Origin of the sequence: Escherichia sp. 20412-1, from assembly GCF_003027595.1 — a bacterium.
GTDB classification, from domain to species: domain Bacteria; phylum Pseudomonadota; class Gammaproteobacteria; order Enterobacterales; family Enterobacteriaceae; genus Escherichia; species Escherichia marmotae.
On record NZ_PYQM01000003.1, the window covers coordinates 115,460 to 137,594 of the forward strand.

Genomic DNA, 22,135 nt, shown 5'->3' on the forward strand with positions numbered 1-22,135 from the left:
CTACACCACCATCAATTGATGATTCGCCAGCAAAGTGGCAAGGTCGGTATGCACGCCCGTCAGCGTGACCACGTTAGCTGTCGCAAAGCCGCCGCCCGTGCCGTCGCGGTCGATCTGCACGATGGTGTCGCTGCCGCTCTGGGTAACTTTGACAAAATCACCGATGTTTCCGGCCTGTGCATCCAGCGTCGCCACACCGTTGACGTAGCTGGCTTTGCCGTTTCCGGTGTAGCCGCTACCCTGTAACAGTTCACGAATATCAATGCGATCGGTGTCGGCGGTGCCTTCCCATGTCCCTACCGTAAAGCCATTCACCACGTCCGAACCGTTGCCGCCGGTGGCGTCGCTGGCGTTGAGCAGTTTATAGAGCAAGGTGTCGTGACCGCCGTTGCCGATATTGAGCGTGTCGTTACCGCCGCGCCCTTCCAGTTGGTTATCGCCTGTGCTGCCGGTCAGGGTGTCGTTAAAATTCGATCCGGAAATGCCTTCGATATTGGTAAATGTCGAGGTGTTAAAACCGGTGGCCTGCGCGGCGGTGCTGCTTAAGTTAGCGGTCACGCCCACCGTCGAAAGCCGGAAATCAACCACGTCCATCCCGCCGTTCGCCAGCCAGGTTCCGGTGCCGGAGCTGTACACCCAGCCGCCGGAGCCGTCGTAAGTGTCGGTGCCTGCGGTGGCGAAGAAGGTGTCGTTATAGCCGGTGCCGACAAATTTGCCGTTGTTGCTCGCGGTGCCTGCTTCGGCGCTGAGATCGTAAGCATGGGTAGCATCAGTGGCATGTAAACCGCCCCAGGTGGTGTTTACCGTCTGGTCGATATTGCTGGCGGTGGCACCGGTGGATTTGATCAACACCGCGTTGTAGGTTTCTCCGGCATTCAGCCCGTAGAAATTGACCAGCGCCGAGGTGTCGTTAACCCCCATCCCCGACTGCGGGTTGATGATTTGCGTGGCGACCAGCACTCCCGCTGAGTTGTACAGCTTCACGGTGTTACCGTAATAGACGTTAATACCGTTGGGATCGGTAATGCGCAGGTGCAGCGAAGTGCCGTAGCTCACCGTGTTGGTGTTACGGATCAGGAACACGCTGCCCGACTGTTTGGTCACCAGTACATCCACCGCGCCATCCCAGTCGTAGTCCATTGCCGCCACGCCGCTGGTGGTGCCACTCTGGCTGCCGCCGAGTACCGACTGTGTCCAGTTGCTGGCACCGCCAACGTTGGTGTAAAGATACGACTGTCCGGTCTGGGCAATACGGGCGATATCCATTAACCCGTCATGATCCCAGTCCACCGCTACGCTGAACTGGCTGGCATAGGTTGTGCCCGTTGCGCCCACCGCAACCGGACTCCCCAGTACGCCGTTGGTGTTGAATAACAGCGAGCCGAAGTTTGCCCTCCCCTGACTGGCAGGCAGGAAGAGATCCATATCGCCGTCACCATCGAAATCTGCCCAGGTCATGGAGACAGACGTCGAGTTGCCGCCGCTGCCTGCAACGCTGAGGAAGGTGTTGATGGTGTTCTGCCCCCAGACAAACGTGCCGTTGCCCTGGCTGATGAGTGAGGACAACGTGTAGTAGTTATTCAGGTTGAAGGTATGCTGAACGAGGTCAATCCTGCCGTCATTATTAAGATCGACGCCGGAACCTTCGTTAAGGGAAAGATAGCCGTTTACTACCCCGCCGACCGTGGCGCTCCCGCCGTTGTTGGCGGTGGTGGAGTTCCCTACCAGAGTGCCTGCGTTATTCCACAGGAAGGTATTAGAGTCCGGCCCGCCTGCGTCGCCAATCCAGAAATCGAGATAGCCGTCACCCTCTTTATCAAACGCCACAATCGAGCCATACCACGTCAGCGTGCCAACGTTCACCTGAATCGCGCTGGAAAAGGTGCCGTCGCCGTTATTGGTAAAGCCGTTGATATAGCCCGTACCGTAGTCATCGCGGGTAATAAACAGATCGCCCGTGCCGTTGCGGTCGTAATCGGCAATGGAACTGGTGGCGTAGTTGTTGCCGCTTTGCACCAGCGTCAGTGCGGTCTTCGACCAAGTGAGCGGATCGGTTGATTGCATAATTTGCTGGTTCGCCAGCACCGTCCACATCCCGTGGTTGTCGAGGCCGTAGGTCAGCCCCCAAGCGGTCGTTTTATTGGCGGTCGTCCAGGCAGGCGTGTAATCAATCGCCGCGTTGACCGTCACCGTGCCGTTGCTGACGTTAGCGGTGTTGCCGTTGCCCGCCGAGCTTTTCACCTGCGCGGTGACGTTATAAGCGGTTGCGGACGCTGCCAGTGCATCGGTATCCGGCAGTTGCACATACCAGGTATTGTGTGCCGGGTCGACTACCACCGCGCCGCCCGGCTGCGAGGTGTAGGTTTTGCCGTTGATCACCACTTCGACGTACTGCCCACTGGCAAGCGCAGCGGTGATTACGCCGCTGATAATCGGCGTGGTGTCACGCGTGGTTTGGTTGGTGATTTGCGCCAGCGTGGTCGGAATAGAGGTATCCACCATCAGAACAAAATCACTGGAGGAGGTGATATTCCCTGCCAGATCCACCACTCGCGCACTGTAGGTGTACGCGCCACTGACCAGACCGCTGTCGCTGTAAGTCCAGTTCAGTGCGCCGACCATCGTCACCGCGCCTAACAGCAGGCCATTGCGGTAGAGATAAACCACTTCGCCGCTGGCCAGCGGGCCGGAGAGCACGCCGTTCAGCAGCGGCGTGGTGTCGTCGGTGGCCTGCGAACTGCTTAACGTCCCCTGACGCTGCCCGACATCATCGGTATACGACACAATAGTCGGCGTGGCGGTGGGGTTAATCGTATCGACCACCACCGTTTTCGACACCACCGGGCCGGTATTCCCCGCCAGATCCAGCACCCGCACCTGATAAACGTAGCTGCCATCGGTCAGCGTGCGGCTGTCGGTGTAAGTCCACTGCGTGCCGTTGGTGGTGAGCGTGGTCCAGGTCGCGCCGCCGTCGAGGCTAATCTGCGCCACTTCGCCGCTGGCAAGCCCCGCCCCCAGCGAACCGGTCAGCGTGAGCGTGGTATCACTGGTGATAAAGTCGGTGGCCGAACTCCCCGTGTCGGTGCTGATGCTGGCGATGGTCAACACCTGCGCCGGATTAACGGTGTCGATCTGCGCCGACTGGCTGCCCGTTGCGCCAATGTTGCCTGCCAGATCGACCACCCGCACCTGCCAGGTTGTCGTGCCGTTAGTCAACGTGCGCCCGTCAGCGTATGTCCAGTTCAGGCCGTCTGCCGCCAGCGTCACGTTCACCCAGGTTGCGCCGTTGTCGGTACTGATTTGCGCGAACTCGTTAGCACCGAGCGCCGCGCCCAGTACGCCGCGCACGGTAAGCGTGGTGTCGCTGGTAATAAAATCGCTGCTGCTGGCTCCGGTGTCATCGCTGATGCCGGTAATGGTGATGCTTTTTGCCGCTTCCGGGCTGGTGGTGTCAACCACCACGTTTTGCGTCGCGGTCTGCCCGACGTTCCCCGCCAGATCCACCACCCGCACCGTGTAGTTCCAGGTGCCGTCGGTCAGTGTGCGACCATCGGCATAGCTCCAGTTGGTGCCGATAACGGTTAAAGTGGCCCAGGTAACGCCGCCGTCGAGGCTGATTTGCGCCCGTTCATCGGCGGCAAGCGTTGCGCCGAGCGTCCCACGCACGGTCAGTGTGGTGTCGCGGGTAACAAAATCGCTGCTGCTTAAACCGGTGTCATCGCTAATGCCCGCAATGGTGATGGTTTTGCTCGCCAGCGGCGCGCTGGTGTCCACGGTGACTATCTGGCTGGCGGTCGCGCCGATATTTCCGGCGGTGTCGATAACCCGCACCTGGTAGTTGTAGTTGCCGTCGGTCAGCGTGCGCCCGTCAAGGTACGTCCAGGTCAAACCGCTTACCGACAGGTTCTGCCAGGTGGTGCCGCCGTCGATGCTGATTTGTGCGAACTCACCGGCAGAAAGCGTCGCCCCCAGCGTGCCGCTCACCGCAAGCGTCGTGTCGCTGGTGACAAAATCGTTAGTGATCAAGCCGGTATCGGTGGTGATCGCGCTAATGGCGATGGTTTTCACCGCTGGATCTGGGGCGATGGTATCGATCACCACGTTCTGGCTGTCGGTCGCGCCGACATTGCCCGCCGCATCAATGACCCGCACCTGATAGAGATAGTTACCATCGGTCAGCGTGCGGCTGTCGTTGTAGCGCCAGGTCGTGCCGGTCACAGTGAGCGTGCTCCAGGTTACCCCGCCGTCGATACTGATTTGCGCCGTCTCGTTACTGGCAAGCGCAGCGGTCAGCGAGCCGTTGACCACCACCGGGCTGACGCTGGTGATAAAGTCGCTGGCGCTAAGGCCGGTGTCGGCTTGCAGGGAATCGATATTAATGGCCATCGCCGGAGCGCTGAGATCAACGGTAATGGTGTGATTGTTGCTGCCAGTGTTGCCAATGGCGTTGCTCACCGAGGCGTTAATCACGTAGGCGTTGCCATCTGCCAGCGCGGTGACATCGGCGCTGCCGAGGGTGTAGCTCCAGCTACCACCGGTCTGCACCGTGGTGGTGTAGGTTTTGCCGTTTAAAGTCAGGGTCAGCGTCTGACCGACCGGCGCGGTGGTGGTGCCGCTGATCACCAGCGATGAGCCGTGTTCCGCCGCATTCACCACATCATCACCCGCGAAGGTGTTGATGGTGACCGTGGGGACGTCGCCGTTCAACGTGACGCCACGGCTGGCGCTGCCGGAGTTTCCGGCCTGATCGCTGACCGTCGCGCTGACGGTGTAGCTGCCGTCGCTTAATCCGACAAACTGCTGAGCCGGAATAAATACCGACCAGCTTCCTCCGCTACCAACCGTTGCAGTCCAGGTTTGCCCGTTAAAAGTGACAGTCACCGTCTGACCGACTTCGGCGGTGGTGGTGCCGCTGATGGTTTGTCCTGCAAGCTGCTCGGCGTTGTTGATAATATCGTCGCCCGCCACCGTGGCGATGGTGATCGTCGGCGCAACGGTGTCGACAGTCAGTGCGTGCGTGGTCTGTCCGGGGTTACCGGCGTGGTCGTTCACGCTGGCGGTAATGGTCTGTGCGCCCTGCCCAAGTGTTGCCAGATCTGCCGCTGGCACGTTCAGCGCCCAGGTACCATTGGCGGCAACCGTGGCGGTGTAGGTTTTACCGCCAAAGGTCACGGTGACCGTCTGTCCCACTTCCGCGCTGGTCGAGCCGTTAAGGGTTAACGGCTGCTGCTGTTCAGCGGCGTTGAGTCGGTCGTCCGTCGAAACGGTATTAATGCTGATCACCGGCGCGGTGAGATCTACCGCCACGCTGCGCGAAGCCGTAGCGCTGTTTCCGGCGCTGTCCTGGGCGGAGGCACTGACCGTGTAGCTGGTGCCATCGGCTAGTGCGGCGACGTCTGCCGCAGGCACATTCACGCTCCAGCTCCCGTTGCTTTGAATGGTGGCGCTATAACCTTTGCCGTTAAGCAACACGGTGACTACGGTGCCAGTGGCAAAGTTCGTTCCGGTGCCACTCAGGGTCAGCGCACTGCCTGCTTCGGCGGCGTTAATGAGGTTATCGCCGCTGATGGTACTGACCGAAAGTGACACCGCCGCCGTATTCACCTGCACGTTGTGCGTCTGGGTGCTGCTGTTGCCTGCGCTGTCGGTGATGGTGGCGCTGATGGTCACCGTACCGTCCGCAAGGCCGGAAATCACACTGGCTGGCACGCCAACGCTCCAGTTGCCGCTGGCATCGGTGCTGGTGACATACTGCTGCCCGGCGATAGTCACCACCAGGCGGTCGCCCGCGACTGCGCCCGTGGCGGTGCCGCTGATAATCTGCGCCTGAGTGTGTTCGACGTTGTTAATCACATCATCGCCCGCCACGGTATTAAAGCTAATCACCGGCGCGGTGGTATCGACGGTTACGCCTTTGCTGGCGCTGCCAGGATTACCCGCCAGATCGCTGACCGTGGCAGTCAGGGTGTAACCATTATTAGCAAGCGTGGTTAAGGCGCTGGCAGGCAGCGTTAAGCTCCAGCTACCATCCGCCTGCACCGTGGTCTGGTAGGTAGTGCCGTTAAGCGTGACGGTCAACGTTTGCCCCGCTTCCGCCGTACTGGTGCCGGAAACCGTTACGCCCGCCGCCGCTTCGCTGGCATTGATGATGTTATCGCTGGCAATGGTGTTGATGGTCACCATTGGCACGGCGCTATCGACGCTGTATTCATGCGTTGCCGTGGCGCTGTTGCCGTTGACGTTAGTCACCCGCACCAGGGCGCTGGCATCGCCATCACGCAGAGCCGCCATATCCGCGGCCGGAACGGTGGTGCTCCAGCTACCGTTTGCCGCCACCGTGGCGCTGTAAGTTTTGCCGCCAAAGGTAACGGTAACGATTTGCCCCGCTTCGACGCCGGAGGTGCTGCCGGAGAGCGTTAACGCCGCGCCTTTTTCGGCGGCGTTAATCACATCATCGCTGCTGATGGCGTTAATGCTGATGGCAACGGCGGTGAGATCAACGGTGACCGGATGGGTAATGCTGGTCTGGGTTCCGGCACTGTTCGCGCCGCTAACGCTAATGTTCAGCGCTCCCGCAGGCCAGTTGCTGACATCCGCCGCCGGAACGCCGACGCTCCAGTTGCCGTTCGCCAGCACCGTTGCAGCGTAAGTTTGATTATTAATCACCACCGTCAGCGCCGTGCCTGCGGCAAAGCCGGAGCTGCTGCCGGAAATCACCTGCGCCTGACCATGTTCGATGATATTGACCACATCATCGCCTGCAACGGTGTCGACTCGCAGACCTGGCAGACTGGCGTCAATGGTGATATCGCGCGTGCCGCTGCCGGTGTTGCCAACAGCGTTGGTGACCGAGGCGTTAACGGTTAACTCACCGTTACCCAGCGCCTGCCAGTCGGCGGCAGGCACGCTCACGTTCCAGCTTAAATCTGGCTGGACGGTGACGCTGTAGGTTTTGCCGCCCAGCGTAACGGTGACGGTGCTGCCCGCCGCCGCACCGGTTACCTGGCCGCTGATAGTTTGTGCACTGCCTGCTTCAGCGACGTTGATAATGTCGTCCGTTGCCACCGGATTAATGGTTACGCCCGGCAGCGCGGTATTGACCTGCACGTTATGGCTGGCGGTGCTGCTGTTGCCCTGGGCGTTGGTGACGCTCGCCGTCACGCTGTAGGTGGCTTCGCCCAGCGCACTGACCGCCGAGGCGGGCACGGTAACGCTCCAATTGCCGGAGGCATCGGTGGTGGCGCTGTAGTTTTGTCCATTCAGCGTAACGGTGATCGCCGTGCCCGCAGGTTGATCGCTGGTGCCGGAAAGCGCCAGATTCGATCCTTTTTCAGTGGCGTTGATCACGTCATCGCCCGCGATGGTGTTGATGCCAATCACTGGCGCGCTGAGGCTGACGGTCACGGTGCGGCTGGCGTCGTCGCTGTTACCCGCCCGATCGCTGACGCTGGCGGTGATGGTCTGTGCACCGCTACCCAGCGCCGTCACATCCGCCGCCGGTACACCGACGCTCCAGTTACCGGAGGCGTCCAGCGTGGTGGTGTAGGTTTTGCCGTTGAGCACAACGCTCACCACGTCGCCCGCTTCTCCGCCAGTGCTGGTGCCGGAAATCACCAGCGCCTGCGCGTGTTCAGCATCGTTGATGATGTCATCGCCCGCCACGGTGTTAATGGTGAGAACCGGCGCGGTGGTGTCTACCGCCAGATTATGGCTGGCGTTACCGGGGTTGCCCGCTTTGTCGTTGACCGTGACGCTGACGGTGTAATTGCTTGCGGTCAGCGCGCCTAAGGCTGAAGTAGGGACGCTGACGCTCCAGCTACCGTCCGCCTGTACATTCCCGGTGTAGGTTGCGCCGTTGAGGGTGACGGTGACCGTCTGCCCGGTTTCGGCGGTGCTGGTGCCGCTGAGGGTGAGCGGGCTTCCCGCCTCCGTGGCGTTAAGGATATCGTCGCTGGCGATGGTGTTAATGGTGAGCGTCGGCGCGCTGGCATCAACACTGTACGCATGGGTTGCCGAGGCGTTATTGCCGCTCGCGCTGCTCACGCTGGCCTGCACGTTCGCCGCGCCGTCTGGCAGAGTTGCCAGATCCGCCGCCGGAACAGTTACGCTCCAGCTCCCGTTAGCGGCGACGCTTGCGGTGTAAGTTTTGCCGCCAAAGGTGACGGTAACGGTTTGCCCGCTTGCAATCCCGCTGGTGCTGCCGGAAAGGGTCAGGTCGGTGCCTTTTTCGGCGGCGTTAATCACATCATCGCTGGCAACGGTGTTGATGCTGATAGCTACCGCCGTTAAATCGACGGTGAACGGATGGCTGACGTTGACCGGATTTCCGGCGCTGCTCTGGCCGACGACTTCAACGGTTAACGGCCCCGCAGGCCAGGTGCTGACGTTCGCCGCCGGAATGCCTACGCTCCAGCTACCGTCCGCCTGTACCGTGGCGGCATAGGCCACGCCGTTGATGGTGACCGTCAGCGCTGCGCCGGTATTCAGGCCGCTACTGCCGCCGGTGATCACCAGCGCCTGCCCGTGTTCGATGCTGTTGACGATATCATCGCCCGCCACGGTATCGACGCGCAGCCCCGGCAGATTGGCATCAATGTTGATATCCCGCGTGCCGCTGCCGGTGTTGCCACTGGCGTTGGTGACCGAAGCGTTAATGGTCAAATCGCCATTGCCCAGTGCCTGGAGATCGGCTGCCGGAACGCTGACGCTCCAGCTTAAATCGGCCTGAACTTGTGCAGTATAAGTATTGCCACCCAGCGTGACAGTAACCGTATCGCCTGCGGCGGCGCGGGTCACCGCCCCACTGATGGTTTGATCGGCGCCCGCTTCAGCGGCGTTGATAATATCGTCGCCCGCCACGGTGTTGATGGTGACGCCCGGCAGGCCGCTGTCGACCAGTAAATTTGCCTGGCTGCTGACCGTGTTGCCCACTGCACTGGTGGCGCTGGCGCTGACGGTATAGTTGGCCTGACCTAAGGCTGCCAGATCGCTCGCCGGTACGGTTAACGTCCAGTTGCCTGCTGCGTCGGTGGTGGCACTGTAGTTATGACCGTTAAGCGTGACGGTCACCTGTGCGCCGGTCGCCAGCCCGGAGCTGCTGCCGCTGATGGTCAACGGCTGGCCTTTTTCATCGGCGTTCAAAACGTTATCGCCGCTGATGGCGTTAAAGGTAATTGATGGCAGACCGGTATTGACCGTCACCTGATGGGTGGCGCTGCCGCTGTTTCCGGCGGCATCGGTGACACTGGCGTTAATGGTGACCGTACCGTTCGCCAGCGCCGAGACGACGCTTGCCGGTACGCCGACACTCCAGTTACCGCTGGCATCCAGCACGGTGGTAAAGGTATTTGTGCCGATAGTCACCGTGACGGTGCTACCGGTTGCCGCGCCAGTGGCGGAGCCGCTGATAATCTGCGCCTGGGCGTGTTCTGTGGCATTGATGACATCATCGCCCGCTACCGTGTTGATGGTGACGAGCGGAACGGAAGTATCAACGGTCAGATTGTGGTTAACGGAGGCCGGGTTTCCGGCTTTGTCGCTCACCGCCGCGCTGACGGTGTAGTTACTGGCGGTCAGGGCGCTTAACGCTGCTGGCGGCACGCTGACGCTCCAGCTACCGTCCGTTTGTACCGTGCCGGTATAATTTGCGCCATTGAGCGTGACGGTCACCGTTTGCCCCACTTCCGCCGTACTGCTGCCGGTGATGGTCAGCGCCGTACCGGCTTCGACGGCATTAAGAATATCGTCGCCCGCAATAGTGTTGATGGTCACCGTTGGCGCGCTGGCATCGACGCTGTAAGCGTGGGTCGTGGTGGCGCTGTTGCCGTTAACGTTGCTGACGCTGGCCTGCGCGCTGGCATCGCCATCACGCAGGGCGGCCATATCCGCCGCCGGAACCGTGGTACTCCACGAACCATTCGCAGCCACCGTGGCGCTGTAGGTTTTGCCGCCAAAGGTGACGGTGACCGTTTGCCCGGCTTCCACGCCGGACGTGCTGCCGGAGAGCGTTAACGCCGCGCCTTTTTCGGCGGCGTTAATCACATCATCGGCGGTAATGGCGTTGATGCTGACGGCAATCGCCGTGAGATCGACGGTGACCGGATGCGTGACGCTGACCGGATTTCCGGCAGTGGTGCTACCGCTCGCCGTAATCGTGACCGTCCCCGCAGGCCAGGCGCTGACATCCGCCGCCGGAACACCGACGCTCCATGAACCATCGGCTAAAACCGTTGCGCTATAGGTCTGGTTATTAATCGAAACCGTGAGTACCGCACCCGCAGCCAGACCGGAACTGCTGCCGGTAATCACCAGCGCCTGCCCGTGCTCGATGATATTAACCACATCATCGCCCGCGACAGTATCGACCCGCAGACCGGGGAGATTCGCATCTATGGTGATTTCACGCGTGCCGTTACCGGTATTGCCTACGCTGTTCGTCACCGTGGCTGAAATGGTCAGCTCGCCGTTGCCCAATGCCTGTAAAGCGGCTGCCGGAATATTAATACTCCAGCTTAAATTCGCCTGCACCGTGGCGGTGTAAGTCGCTCCGCCGAGCGTGACGGTCACCGTGTCGCCCGCCGCCGCGCCCGTCACCTGACCGCTGATGGTTTGATCTGCCCCGGCTTCGGCGGCGTTAATAATATCGTCCGTTGCCACAACGTTAATGGTGACGCCTGGCAGCGCGGTATTGACCTGTACGTTATGGCTGGCGGAACCGCTGTTGCCATCAACATCGGTTGCGGTGGCGGTCACCGTATAAGTCGCTTCACCAAGCGAACCCACCGCAGACGCCGGAACGGTCACGCTCCAGTTCCCGGAAGAATCGGCTGTGGTGGTGTAATTTTGCCCATTGAACGTGACGGTTACCTGCGTGCCCGCAGGCTGGTTGCTGGTGCCGGAAATCGCCAGATCCGCGCCTTTCTCCGTGGCGTTGATAATGTCGTCGACGGCAATCGTGTTAATGCCGAGCACCGGCGTGCCGAGCGCCACGCTAACGACGTGCGAGGCCGTGCCGCTGTTGCCTGCGGAGTCGGTGACCGTGGCGGTAATGGTTACATCGCCCTGCGCCAGTGCGGAAATTACGCTGGCAGGCACGCCGATGCTCCAGTTGCCGTTGGCGTCCAGCACGGTGGTATAGGTGGTCGTGCCAATGGTAACGGAAACCGTGTTACCGGTGGTCGCGCCCGTTGCCGAGCCGCTGATAACCTGTGCCTGGGCGTGTTCTGTGGCATTAATCACGTCATCGCCCGCCACCGTGTTGATGGTGACAACCGGAGCGGCAAGATCCACCGTCAGGTTATGCGTTGCCGAGGCCGGGTTGCCTGCTTTGTCGCTGACCGATGCACTGACCGTATACGAATTAGCGGTGAGGTTAACTAAATCGCCAGTCGGTACGCTGACGCTCCAGCTTAAATCTGGCTGCACGGTGGCAGTGTATTGGTTGCCACCAAGCGTGACCGTCACCGTATTCCCCGCTTCTGCCGTTCCCGTTACCTGCCCGCTGATGGTCTGGTTAACGGCGATTTCAGCGGCGTTGATAATGTCATCGCCTGCTACGGTATTAATGATCACCCCAGGCAGCAGCGATTCGACATTCACCGTATGCGTTGTGCTGCCGCTGTTGCCCGCGCTGTCGGTAGCGGTGGCGCTAATCGAATAAACCGCCTCGCCCAGCGCACCGACCGCCGAAGCTGGCACGGTAACGCTCCAGTTACCGGAACCATCGGTGGTGGCGCTGTACGCCAGGCCGTTCAACATCACAGTGACCGTGGTGCCGGTCGCCAGACCGCTGGAGCCGCCGCTGATGGTCAGATCCTGGGTTTTCTCCGTATTGTTAATGATGTCATCGCCGGAGACGGTGTTGATGGTCAGCGTCGGGCCACTGAGATCAACGGTCACATCGTGGGTCGTGCTGTCGCTGTTGCCCGCGCGATCGCTCAGGCTGGCGGTGATAGTCTGGCTGCCGGTGGCCAGCGCCGTAACATCCGCCGCCGGAATGCCGACGCTCCAGTTACCGGAGGCGTTCAGCGTGGTGGTGTAGTTTTTACCGTTCAGGTTAACCGTGACCACATCGCCCGCCGCCGCGCCCGTGCTGGTTCCGCTGACGACCAGCGCCTGCCCGTGTTCGATAGCGTTGATGATGTCATCGCCCGCAACGGTGTTAATGGTGAGATCAGGTGCGGTAACGTCCACCGCCAGCGCATGGTCGGCACTTGCCGGGTTACCCGCTTTGTCGCTCACCGTCGCAGTCACGGTATAGCTGCTGGCGGTTAATCCGCTTAAATCCGTTGCCGGAACGTTCACGCTCCAGGTGCCATCCGCCTGAACGGTGGTCTGGTAAGTGTTGTTATTGAGCGTAACGGTCAGCGTCTGTCCGGCCTGCGCCGTGGTGGTGCCGCTGATGGTTATCCCCGCGCCAGCTTCGCTTACGTTGAGAATATCGTCGCCAGCGATGGTGTTGATGGTCACAAGCGGCGCGGTGGCATCGACGCTGTACGCGCGATCCGCCTGGGCGCTGTTGCCGTTAATGTTGCTGACGCTCACCTGCACGTTGCCCGCGCCGTCCGGCAACGCAGCGAGATCGGCAGGTAACACGTTCACCGTCCAGCTACCGTTGGCTTCCACGGTAGTGGTGTAATTTTTGCCGCCAAAGGTGACGGTCACCGTTTGCCCGGCTTCCACGCCGCTGGTGCTGCCGCTCACCACCAGCGTTTCGCCTTTCTCGACGGCGTTGATCACATCATCGCCGGAAAGGGTGTTAATGGTGATGGCAACCGCCGCCAGATCGACGGTGACCGGATGGGTAATGGTGGAGGTTGTTCCGGCGCTGTTGGTGCCGCTTACCGTAATATCCACCGTACCCGCAGGCCAGTTGCTGACATCCGCCGCCGGAACACCGAGGTTCCATGTGCCGTCGGCTAACACCGTCGCGCCATAAGTGACGTTGTTGATAACAACCGTTAACGCCGTTCCTGCCGTTAACCCGGTGCTGCTACCGGTTACCACCAGTGCCTGATTGTGCTCAATGCTGTTAATGACATCGTCGCCCGCCACAGTATCGACCCGTAAGCCAGGCAGATTGGCGTCGATTGTGATATCGCGCGTACCGCTGCCGGTGTTGCCGACGCCGTTAGTCACCGAGGCGTTTACGGTGAGAGAGCCGTTGCCGATGGCCTGAATATCCGCCGCCGGAACGCTGACGCTCCAGCTTAAGTTAGCCTGCACCGTGGCGGTGTAGGTGTTGCCGCCCAGCGTCACGGTGACCGTATTGCCCGCCGCTGCGCCCGTCACCTGACCGCTGATGGTTTGCGCGTTACCGGATTCAGCAGCGTTAATAATATCGTCGGTCGCCACCGCGTTAATGGTGACAGCAGGCAAGGCGCTGTTGACCAGCACGCTATGGCTGGCGGAGTTGCTGTTGCCCGCGCTGTCTGTGACGTTCGCGGTTACTGTGTAGTTAGCTTCACCCAGCGCGCTAACCGCCGAAGCTGGCACCGTGGCGCTCCAGTTGCCGGAAGCATCTGTGGTGGCGGTGTAATTTTGCCCGTTCAGCGTCACTGTAACCGTAGTGCCCGCTGGCTGATTACTGGTGCCGGTGATTTGCAGATCCGCGCCTTTTTCCGTGGCGTTAATCACGTCATCCGTAGCAATGGTGTTGATGCCAATGGTTGGCGAGGTCAGATTCACGGTAACCGTGCGGCTGGCGTCATCGATGTTGCCTGCCGCGTCGGTAATGGTCGCGGTGATGGTTTGCGCACCGCTGCCCAGCGCAGTGACATCTGCCGCCGGAACGCCGACGCTCCAGTTGCCGGAAGCGTCCAGCGTCGTGGTGTAGGTTTTACTGTTTAACGTGACGGTGATGACATCGCCCGCTTCCCCGCCGGTGCTGGAACCGGAGATCACCAGCGCCTGTCCGTGTTCGGAGGCGTTAATAATGTCATCGCCGGAGACGGTGTTGATCGTTAATACCGGAACAGTGAGATCCACCGCCAGACCGTGAATTGCGGTCGCCGGGTTACCCGCCTTGTCGTTTACCGAGGCGCTGACAGTGTACGGGCTGGCGGTCAGATTGCTGAGATCTGTTGTCGGTACGCTGACGCTCCAGCTTCCGTCCGCCTGAACGGTGCCGGTATAGCTGACGCCATTAAGCGTGACGGTTACCGTCTGACCCGCTTCGGCGCTACTGGTGCCGTTGATGGTTAACGGATTGCCCGCCTCAGCGGCGTTAAGAATATCGTCGGAATGGTATTGATGGAAAGCGTGGGTGCCGTGGCATCGACGCTGTAGGCGTGGGTTGCCGAAGCCGTGTTGCCGTTAACGTTGCTGACGCTGGCCTGCACCGTAGCGTCACCGTCGCGTAACGCGTTGAGATCGGCGGCGGGTACGCTGGTTGTCCAGCTACCATCGCCCGCTACAGTGGCGGTATAAGTTTTGCCGCCAAAGGTGACGGTGACGGTTTGCCCCGCTTCCACGCCGGAGGTGCTGCCAGAAAGGGTTAAATCTGCCCCTTTTTCAGCAGCGTTAATCACATCGTCGCCGGAAACGGTGTTAATGGAAATCGCCACCGCCGCCAGATCGACGGTGACCGGATGGGTGATGGTGACCGGGTTTCCGGCACTACTGGCGCCTGAAACCGTAATATTCACCGTCCCCGCAGGCCAGTTGCCCACATCTGCCGCCGGAACACCGACGCTCCACGTGCCATCGGCTAATACTGTCGCAGCGTAAGTGACCGTGTTAATCACCACCGTCAGCGCCGCGCCCGCAGCCAGCCCGCTGCTGCTACCGGTTATCACCAGCGCCTGAGTGTGCTCGATGCTATTGACCACATCATCGCCCGCCACGGTATCGACGCGCAGACCAGGCAAATTGGCGTCGATAGTAATATCTCGCGAACCGCTGCCGGTATTGCCCACGCTGTTGGTCACCGAGGCGTTAACCGTCAGGTCGCCATTACCGATGGCCTGAATATCCGCTGCCGGAACGTCCACGCTCCAGCTTAAATTGCCCTGCACGGTGGCGGTATAGGTTTTCCCGCCAAGCGTTACGGTGACGGTATCGCCCGCCGCTGCGCCCGTCACCTGGCCGCTGATAGTCTGGGCGGAACCCGATTCCGTCGCGTTAATAATATCGTCGGTCGCCACCGGATTAAGGGTGACGCCAGGCAGCGCGGTATTGACCTGCACATTATGACTGGCGGAATTGCTGTTACCCGCGCTGTCGGTGACGTTCGCCGTCACCGTGTAGCTGGCTTCGCCCAGCGCGCCGACAGCAGAGGCTGGCACTGTGGTACTCCAGTTGCCTGCGGCGTCTGTCGTCGCGGTGTAATTTTGCCCGTTAAGCGTCAGCGTAATTGTGGTGCCTGCGGGCTGATTACTGGTGCCAGATATTTGCAGATCCGCGCCTTTTTCGCTGGCGTTAATGACGTCATCGGTGGCGATGGTGTTAATGCCAATAGTCGGCGCGGTAAGGTTAACGGTAACCGTGTGCGTCTCGCTGTCGCTGTTGCCTGCCGCATCGGTAACGCTCGCCGTTACGGTCTGCGGGCCACTGCCAAGCGCGGTGACGTCCGCCGCCGGAACGCCGACGCTCCAGTTGCCGGAGGCATCAAGCGTCGTGGTGTAGGTTTTACTGTTTAGCGTAACGGTGACGACATCCCCCGCTTCTCCACCGGTGCTGGAACCAGAAATCACCAGCGCCTGCCCGTGTTCGGCGGCGTTAATAATGTCATCGCCGGCAATGGTGTTGATGGTGAGTACCGGAACGGTGAGATCCACCGCCAGATTATGCGTGGTGCTCGCCGGGTTGCCCGCTTTGTCATTGACCGTCGCCGTCAGGGTATGGCTGCCATCCGTCAACGCTGCGAGATCTGCCGCCGGAATATTGATGCTCCAGGTGCCATCGGCCTGTACCGTTGCCTGATACGTCTGCACGGTTGGGCTATTGAGCGTTACCGTAACAATCTGCCCCGCTTCGGCGGTGGTGCTACCGCTCACCGTCACGCCCGCATCGGCTTCGCTGCCATTGACGATATTGTCGCTGGCAACGGTATTAATAATGATGGTTGGCGCACTGCTGTCGACGCTGTAGTTATGCACCGCCGAGGCGCTATTGCCGTTGACGTTGCTGACGCTGGCCTGCGCGGTGGCGGCACCATCAGTTAATGACGCTAAATCAGCGGCGGGTACGGTGGCAGTCCAGCTACCATCGCTCGCCACGCTGGCAGTGTAATTTTTCCCGCCAAAGGTCACGGTGACCGTTTGTCCGGCTTCTACGTTAGTGGTGGTGCCGGAAAGGGTTAAATCAGCGCCTTTTTCTGCGGCATTAATCACGTCGTCCGTGGCGATGGTGTTGATAGAAATAGCCGCCGGAGTGAGATCGACCGTCACTGGATGAGTGATGCTCACCGGATTTCCGGCACTACTTTCCCCGGACACGGCAACCGTCACCGTCCCCGCAGGCCAGGCGCTAACCTGCGCCGCCGTGACGCCCACGCTCCAGCTACCATCGGCCTGCACCGCAGTGGTGTATTCCACATTATTAATCGTGACGGTAAGCGGCGTGCCTTCTGCCAGCCCCGAGCTGCTGCCGGTGATGACCAGCGCCTGCCCGTGTTCGATGATATTGACCACATCATCACCCGCCACCGTATCGACCCGTAAACCAGGCAGATTGGCGTCAACGGTGATATCCCGCGTACCGCTGCCGGTGTTGCCGTTTTCATTGGTGACTGAGGCGCTCACCGTCAAATCACCATTACCCAGCGCCTGGATATCCGCCGCCGGAACGCTCACGCTCCAGCTTAATCCAGGCTGTACGGTGGTGGTGTAGGTATTGCCACCCAGCGTAACGGTTACCGTGTCGCCAACGGCGGCTCCAGTCACCTGCCCGCTGATGGTTTGCGCTACGCCCGCTTCGGCGGCGTTAATGATATCGTCGGTTGCTACCGGATTAATGGTCACGCCGGGCAGCGCGCTGTCGACCAGGAGGTTATGGCTGGCGGTGGCGCTATTGCCGATACCGCTGGTCACCGCTGCTGTCACCGTATAGTTGGCCTGGCCTAATGCGGTTACCGCCGATGCCGGAACCGTCACGCTCCAGTTGCCGGAGGCGTCGGTCGTCGCCGTATAATTTTGCCCGTTCAATGTCACGGTGATGGCGGTATTAACAGGCTGATCGCTGGTGCCGGTAATTTGAACATCGGCTCCTTTTTCGCTGGCGTTAATCACATCGTCGCCAGCAATGGTGTTAATACCAATCACCGGCGCGGCGGTATCGACCGTGACGGTCAGTGACTGGCTGCCCGTGTTTCCGGCTTTGTCGGTTACCGAGACGCTGACAGGATAACTGCCGTCCGCCAGCCCACTGACCACCGAGGCCGGAACGCCCAGACTCCAGTTGCCGGAAGCATCCACCACCGTGGTGTAATTCTCATTATTCAGCGTCACGGTGACGATATCGCCCGCCTGTGCGCCAGTGACCGTGCCGCTGATGATTTGCGCCTGAGCATGTTCCGGCGTGTTGATGACGTTATCGGTCACCACCGGATTAATGGTCACCACCGGCGGCGTGGCATCCACCAGTGCCACGCGTGAAACGCTGGTCGGGTTACCGGCGACATCGTTCACGCTGGCAGTGACCGTGGCGTTGCCGTCAGCCAGCGCGTCAACGTTGGCGGCGGGAACGGTCACACTCCAGGTGCCGTCTGACTGCACGGTGCCCTGATAGGTCTGCCCATTCAGCGTGACCGTTACCGTCTGCCCTGGCTGGGCGTCGGTGGTGCCGGTGATAGACAAATCTTGTCCGCTTTCAGTGGCATTAATGATGTTATCGGCGGTCAGCGAATCGATGCTTAAGGCCGGAGCCTGGCTATCGACGGTAATCGTGCGGGAGGTGTCGCCGGTGTTACCGCTGGTATTAGTGACAGTTGCGGTGATTTCCGTTGCGCCATCTGACAGGCTACTGACTGTACTGGCGGGTACGGTCAGACTCCAGGAACCGTCGTTCTGTACTGTGGTCGTCAGGGTTTGCCCGGCGAATTTCACCACCACAGTTTGCCCGGCCTCGACGCCCTGGGTGGTGCCAGTCAGCGTCAGCGGCGAGCCTTTTTCTGCGGCGTTGATAATGTCATCGCCGGAAACGATGTTGATAGCGATCGCCACTTCACCCGCATCAACAAGCACGTTGTGGTCGATAGAGACCGGGTTACCTGCCGGGTCTGTTGCACTGGCCGTCACGACGACCGTGCCTGCACTGAGCGCCTGCAAGTCCGCAGCCGGAACGCCCACCTGCCAGTTGCCGTTGCTGTCGGTCACGCCTTGATACGTTTCGTTGCCGAGCGTTACCGTCACGGTGGTGCCCGCGGGAAGATGGCTACTGCTACCAGAAATAACCAGATCTTGTTGCTGTTCGAGGGCGTTAATAACGTCATCGCCGGAAATAGTATTAATACGCAGACCCGGCAGCGTGGCGCTGATGGTGATATCACGTTCACCATTACCGGTGTTGCCGTGTCCGTTCGTCACAGAGGCGTTGATTGTTAATGCGCCATCGCCCAGCGCCTGTAAATCAGCCGCCGGAACGTTCACACTCCAGGTGAGGTTGCTCCCCACCGTCGCCGTGTACGTATTGCCACCCAGCTCAATGGTTACAGTATCGCCCTGCACTGCGCCCACTACGCGCCCGCTCAGGGTTTGATCTGCCGCCGCTTCGGCATTGTTCACCACGTTGTCGCCCGCAAAGGTGTTGATAATCACCTGCGGCAGCACCGTATCGACCAGTAAGTTGCTTTGCGCGGTTCCCGTATTGCCGGTCACATCCGTGGCGCTGGCGGTAACAATATAGTTGGTGTTTGCCAGGTTCAGGACATCGCTTACTGGCACGCTCAATGACCACACGCCGCCGTTAACCTGCGCACTATAAGTGACATTATTCAGCGTCACGTTAACCGTGCCGCCATCGGGCAAATTGCTGGTGCCGCTTAACGTTAGCGGCTGCTGAGACTCCAGCGCATTCAGTACGTTATCACCGCTGATGGGATCTATCGCCACCTGCGGCGCGACGCCCGCCAGGATGATGTTATGAGTCGCTGTACCGGTATTTCCGGCAGCATCGGTAACCGTGACAATAAGGTCGTTAGGCCCACGCGCCAGCGTGCGGGTTACCGCTGGATCCAGAGCGACATTCCAAGTGCCGTCTGCCAGCACCACACCGGTCAGAACCGTGGCACCTAATTTGACGGTGACCGTGTCGCCAGGTGAAGCCCCACTGACCCGCCCGGAAATAATCTGTGCCACAATCTGTTCAGCGGTGTTAAGAACATCGTCACCCGCAACGGTGTTAACGCTGACCACAGGCGCACTGGTGTCTACCGTGAAATTTGCGCTGTTGCTGGTGGCGTTTCCTGCCCGGTCGCTGACGCTGGCATTTACGGCGTAGTTACCCTCCGTCAGTGCCTGCACTTCTGCGGCAGGCAGCGTCACCTGCCATGTGCCGTCGCTACCGACGATTGCTGTATGGCTTTTACCGTTTACTGTCAGGGTAACGGTTTGTCCCGCTTCAGCATTCGATGTACCACTTAACACCAGCGCGGCGTTATGTTCCGCGGCGCTGACAATGTTGTCCTGAGCGATAGCATTGATGGCAAGCGTCGGCGGCTGGGTATCGACTGTTAATAGTTGCGCACCAGTGACCGTATTGCCCGTGGCATCTTTACCACTAACCAGTACTGCCTGGTTCCCTTCAGCTAACGCCTGCGCATCGGCAGTCGGCACCTGCACGCTCCACGCGCCGTTAGCCCCGACGGTAGTCGTGTAAGTTTTGCCGTTAAGCGTGACGGTGAGTTCTGTTCCCTGTGCCAGATGGCTACTGCTGCCAGAAAGTGTAAATCCGCCAGCCTGCTCGCTGGCGTTAATAATGTTATCGCCTGCGGTGGTGGCAACCTGTACGGCGGCCTGACTGTTGTCGATAGTTAACGTTATCGAACCGGCATCGGTGATGGTGTTGCCGACAATTTGCACGACTGACCAGGTATGTTCACCGGCACTTTGTGTAGGTAAAGAAACGCTCCAGTGCCCGTTGCTGTCTACCTGTGTACTGGCGATGGTGTTGCCGTTGCTGTCTTTGATCTGGATGGTCGCCCCCGCCTGTCCGCTGCCGCTAAAGGTTGGCGTGGTGTCATCGGTGATGTCATTGGTAGCGAGAATGCCGCGCTGGTCGCCCTGATTATCGGTCACTAAAAATGACGGGGTAGCATTGCCTGGTTCGGCTGGCGGTGGGTTATTAACCACTTCAGTTTTCGAATCATCACCACCACCACTTGCCAGCAAAGCGCCAAGCGCGCCGCCACCTACCGCTGCACCCGCTAACCATCCCCACGGGAAGGTGCTCGTCTGAGCAACGGTATCAAGAAATGGTGCAATACTTTCAATGGCTGCAGTATGGGCTACCAGCTCCACAGGGGCTAAACCACCCGCAGCAGTATCAGCAAAAGTGACATGTGTAAGCTGTTGTCCATCGGCAAAGACCAGCTCCGATTGTTCAGTTGAATTAGCCGCTTGCAAAAAATAGCCATTGCAACGGACAACCGTACCATCCTGCATATAAATCAGCAGGTCATTTCCTTCGCGAACATAACGTGCGACGGCAGATGCCTGAGCATGAACCTGCACCACAGATGGCTCATAAATAACAACCGTGACGTCGCCCGGATTAATCAGCGTTTGTTTGACGGATGTTTTACGCGAAATAACATCAATAATCAGGCTCGACGGTTAATAGATCATTCAGACTGCGTTTGCCTAATTTATATTCATTTTGGTACACATCTCGCGTTTTGTGCGCGCTTTCGGATTGCGCTAAACCTGCTTCTTCACGACCCCGTGCACCGGTCCAGTTGGCATACGCCACCGACGCCCGTTGCAGCACATCCAGTTTTGCCTGTTCGACCTGCGAGGCAGAGATTTTTTGTTGCCCTTCGGCTTGTTGCACCTGAGCAGAAACCGCGCCCCCCTGATACAGCGGCGCATTGACGTTCAACTGTAACTGGTCGTCCCAGTACGAACGGTCACTGGTCTGATAGCGCGTTTTGCCCCCCTGAATACTGAGCGTGGGCCAGTATTGCGCTTTGGTTTTTTCTACCCCGTACTGAGCCGACTGGCGTAAGTTTTCTGCCGCCAGCACCAGTGGGATGGACTGATAATCGATATTTTTTAGCGATACTGGCTGTTCGGCTAATTCGCCTGGCGGCGCGGCTATCGCCTCCGGCTGTACGCCGGTCAGCACCGCCAGTTGTGCTTTGGCGCTGGCCATCTGTGCCTGATATTGCTCCAGCGTCGAGCGCATTCCGGCAATACGCGTCTGGGCCTGTAATTCATCAGAAGATGAGTTCAGCCCGGCATTGGCGCGCAGTGCCGCCATGTTATAGACATTTTCCAGCGAGTGAATATTGCGTTGCGCCGCGTCACACAAAGCCTGATAACGGCTAACTTCCATATAGGCGGTCGCCGTTTTCTCTGCGACATCGGTCAGGGTGGCCATTAATTTAAAGCGGTAGCTATCACGAGCGGCAGTTTGCAGTTTGATATTGTTGTTAGTTTTACCAAAGTCATACACCAGTTGCGTCAGGGTTATGCCATAAGAAACGTTGTTATCCAGCCTGCCGCTGGAGTCAGTTTGTCGCGACGGGCCTGCGTTGCCGGTTAAACCCACGTGCGGATACCAGGCACTTTTGGCTTCATCGATTTGCGCTTCGCCAATACCTATCTGCGCCGCCTGTTGGGTGACGTCAGGGTTGCGGGCAAATGCGCGTAATATACTTTCCTGTAAGGATAAACTGGCAACCGGCGTAACCGCAGGGGCATTAGCCCATTGTGGTAACGGTGCAGCAAGCGCGTCTCCTCCCATCACAATAAAACTTATTAAAAATATCAGACCTTTATTTTTACGGTTTTTTAATTGTAATCGCGCCATAGGTAAGTCACTTCCTTCCAGGTCGTTATTTTAACTGATCTTTATAACCAGCATCATTTTATTTAAGAAGGGTAATAACTTGCGCATCTCTTTCGTTTTTACTTCCCCCTTTAAAAGAAATGCAGTTGAAAAGCTTATACGTCATTTATTAAGAATACACTACGAC

At 59.4% G+C, this 22,135-nt stretch carries 2 pseudogenes; both read right to left on the reverse strand.

Annotated elements, in window-relative coordinates:
• Positions 1 to 20,762: pseudogene (gene siiEA / locus C7B16_RS03650) on the reverse strand (BapA-related adhesin SiiEA).
• Positions 20,758 to 21,969 (reverse strand): annotated as a pseudogene (locus tag C7B16_RS03655) (TolC family outer membrane protein); the annotation flags it as partial. The pseudogenes siiEA and C7B16_RS03655, both read right to left, overlap by 5 nt.
• Positions 21,970 to 22,135: the final 166 nt, after the last annotated feature.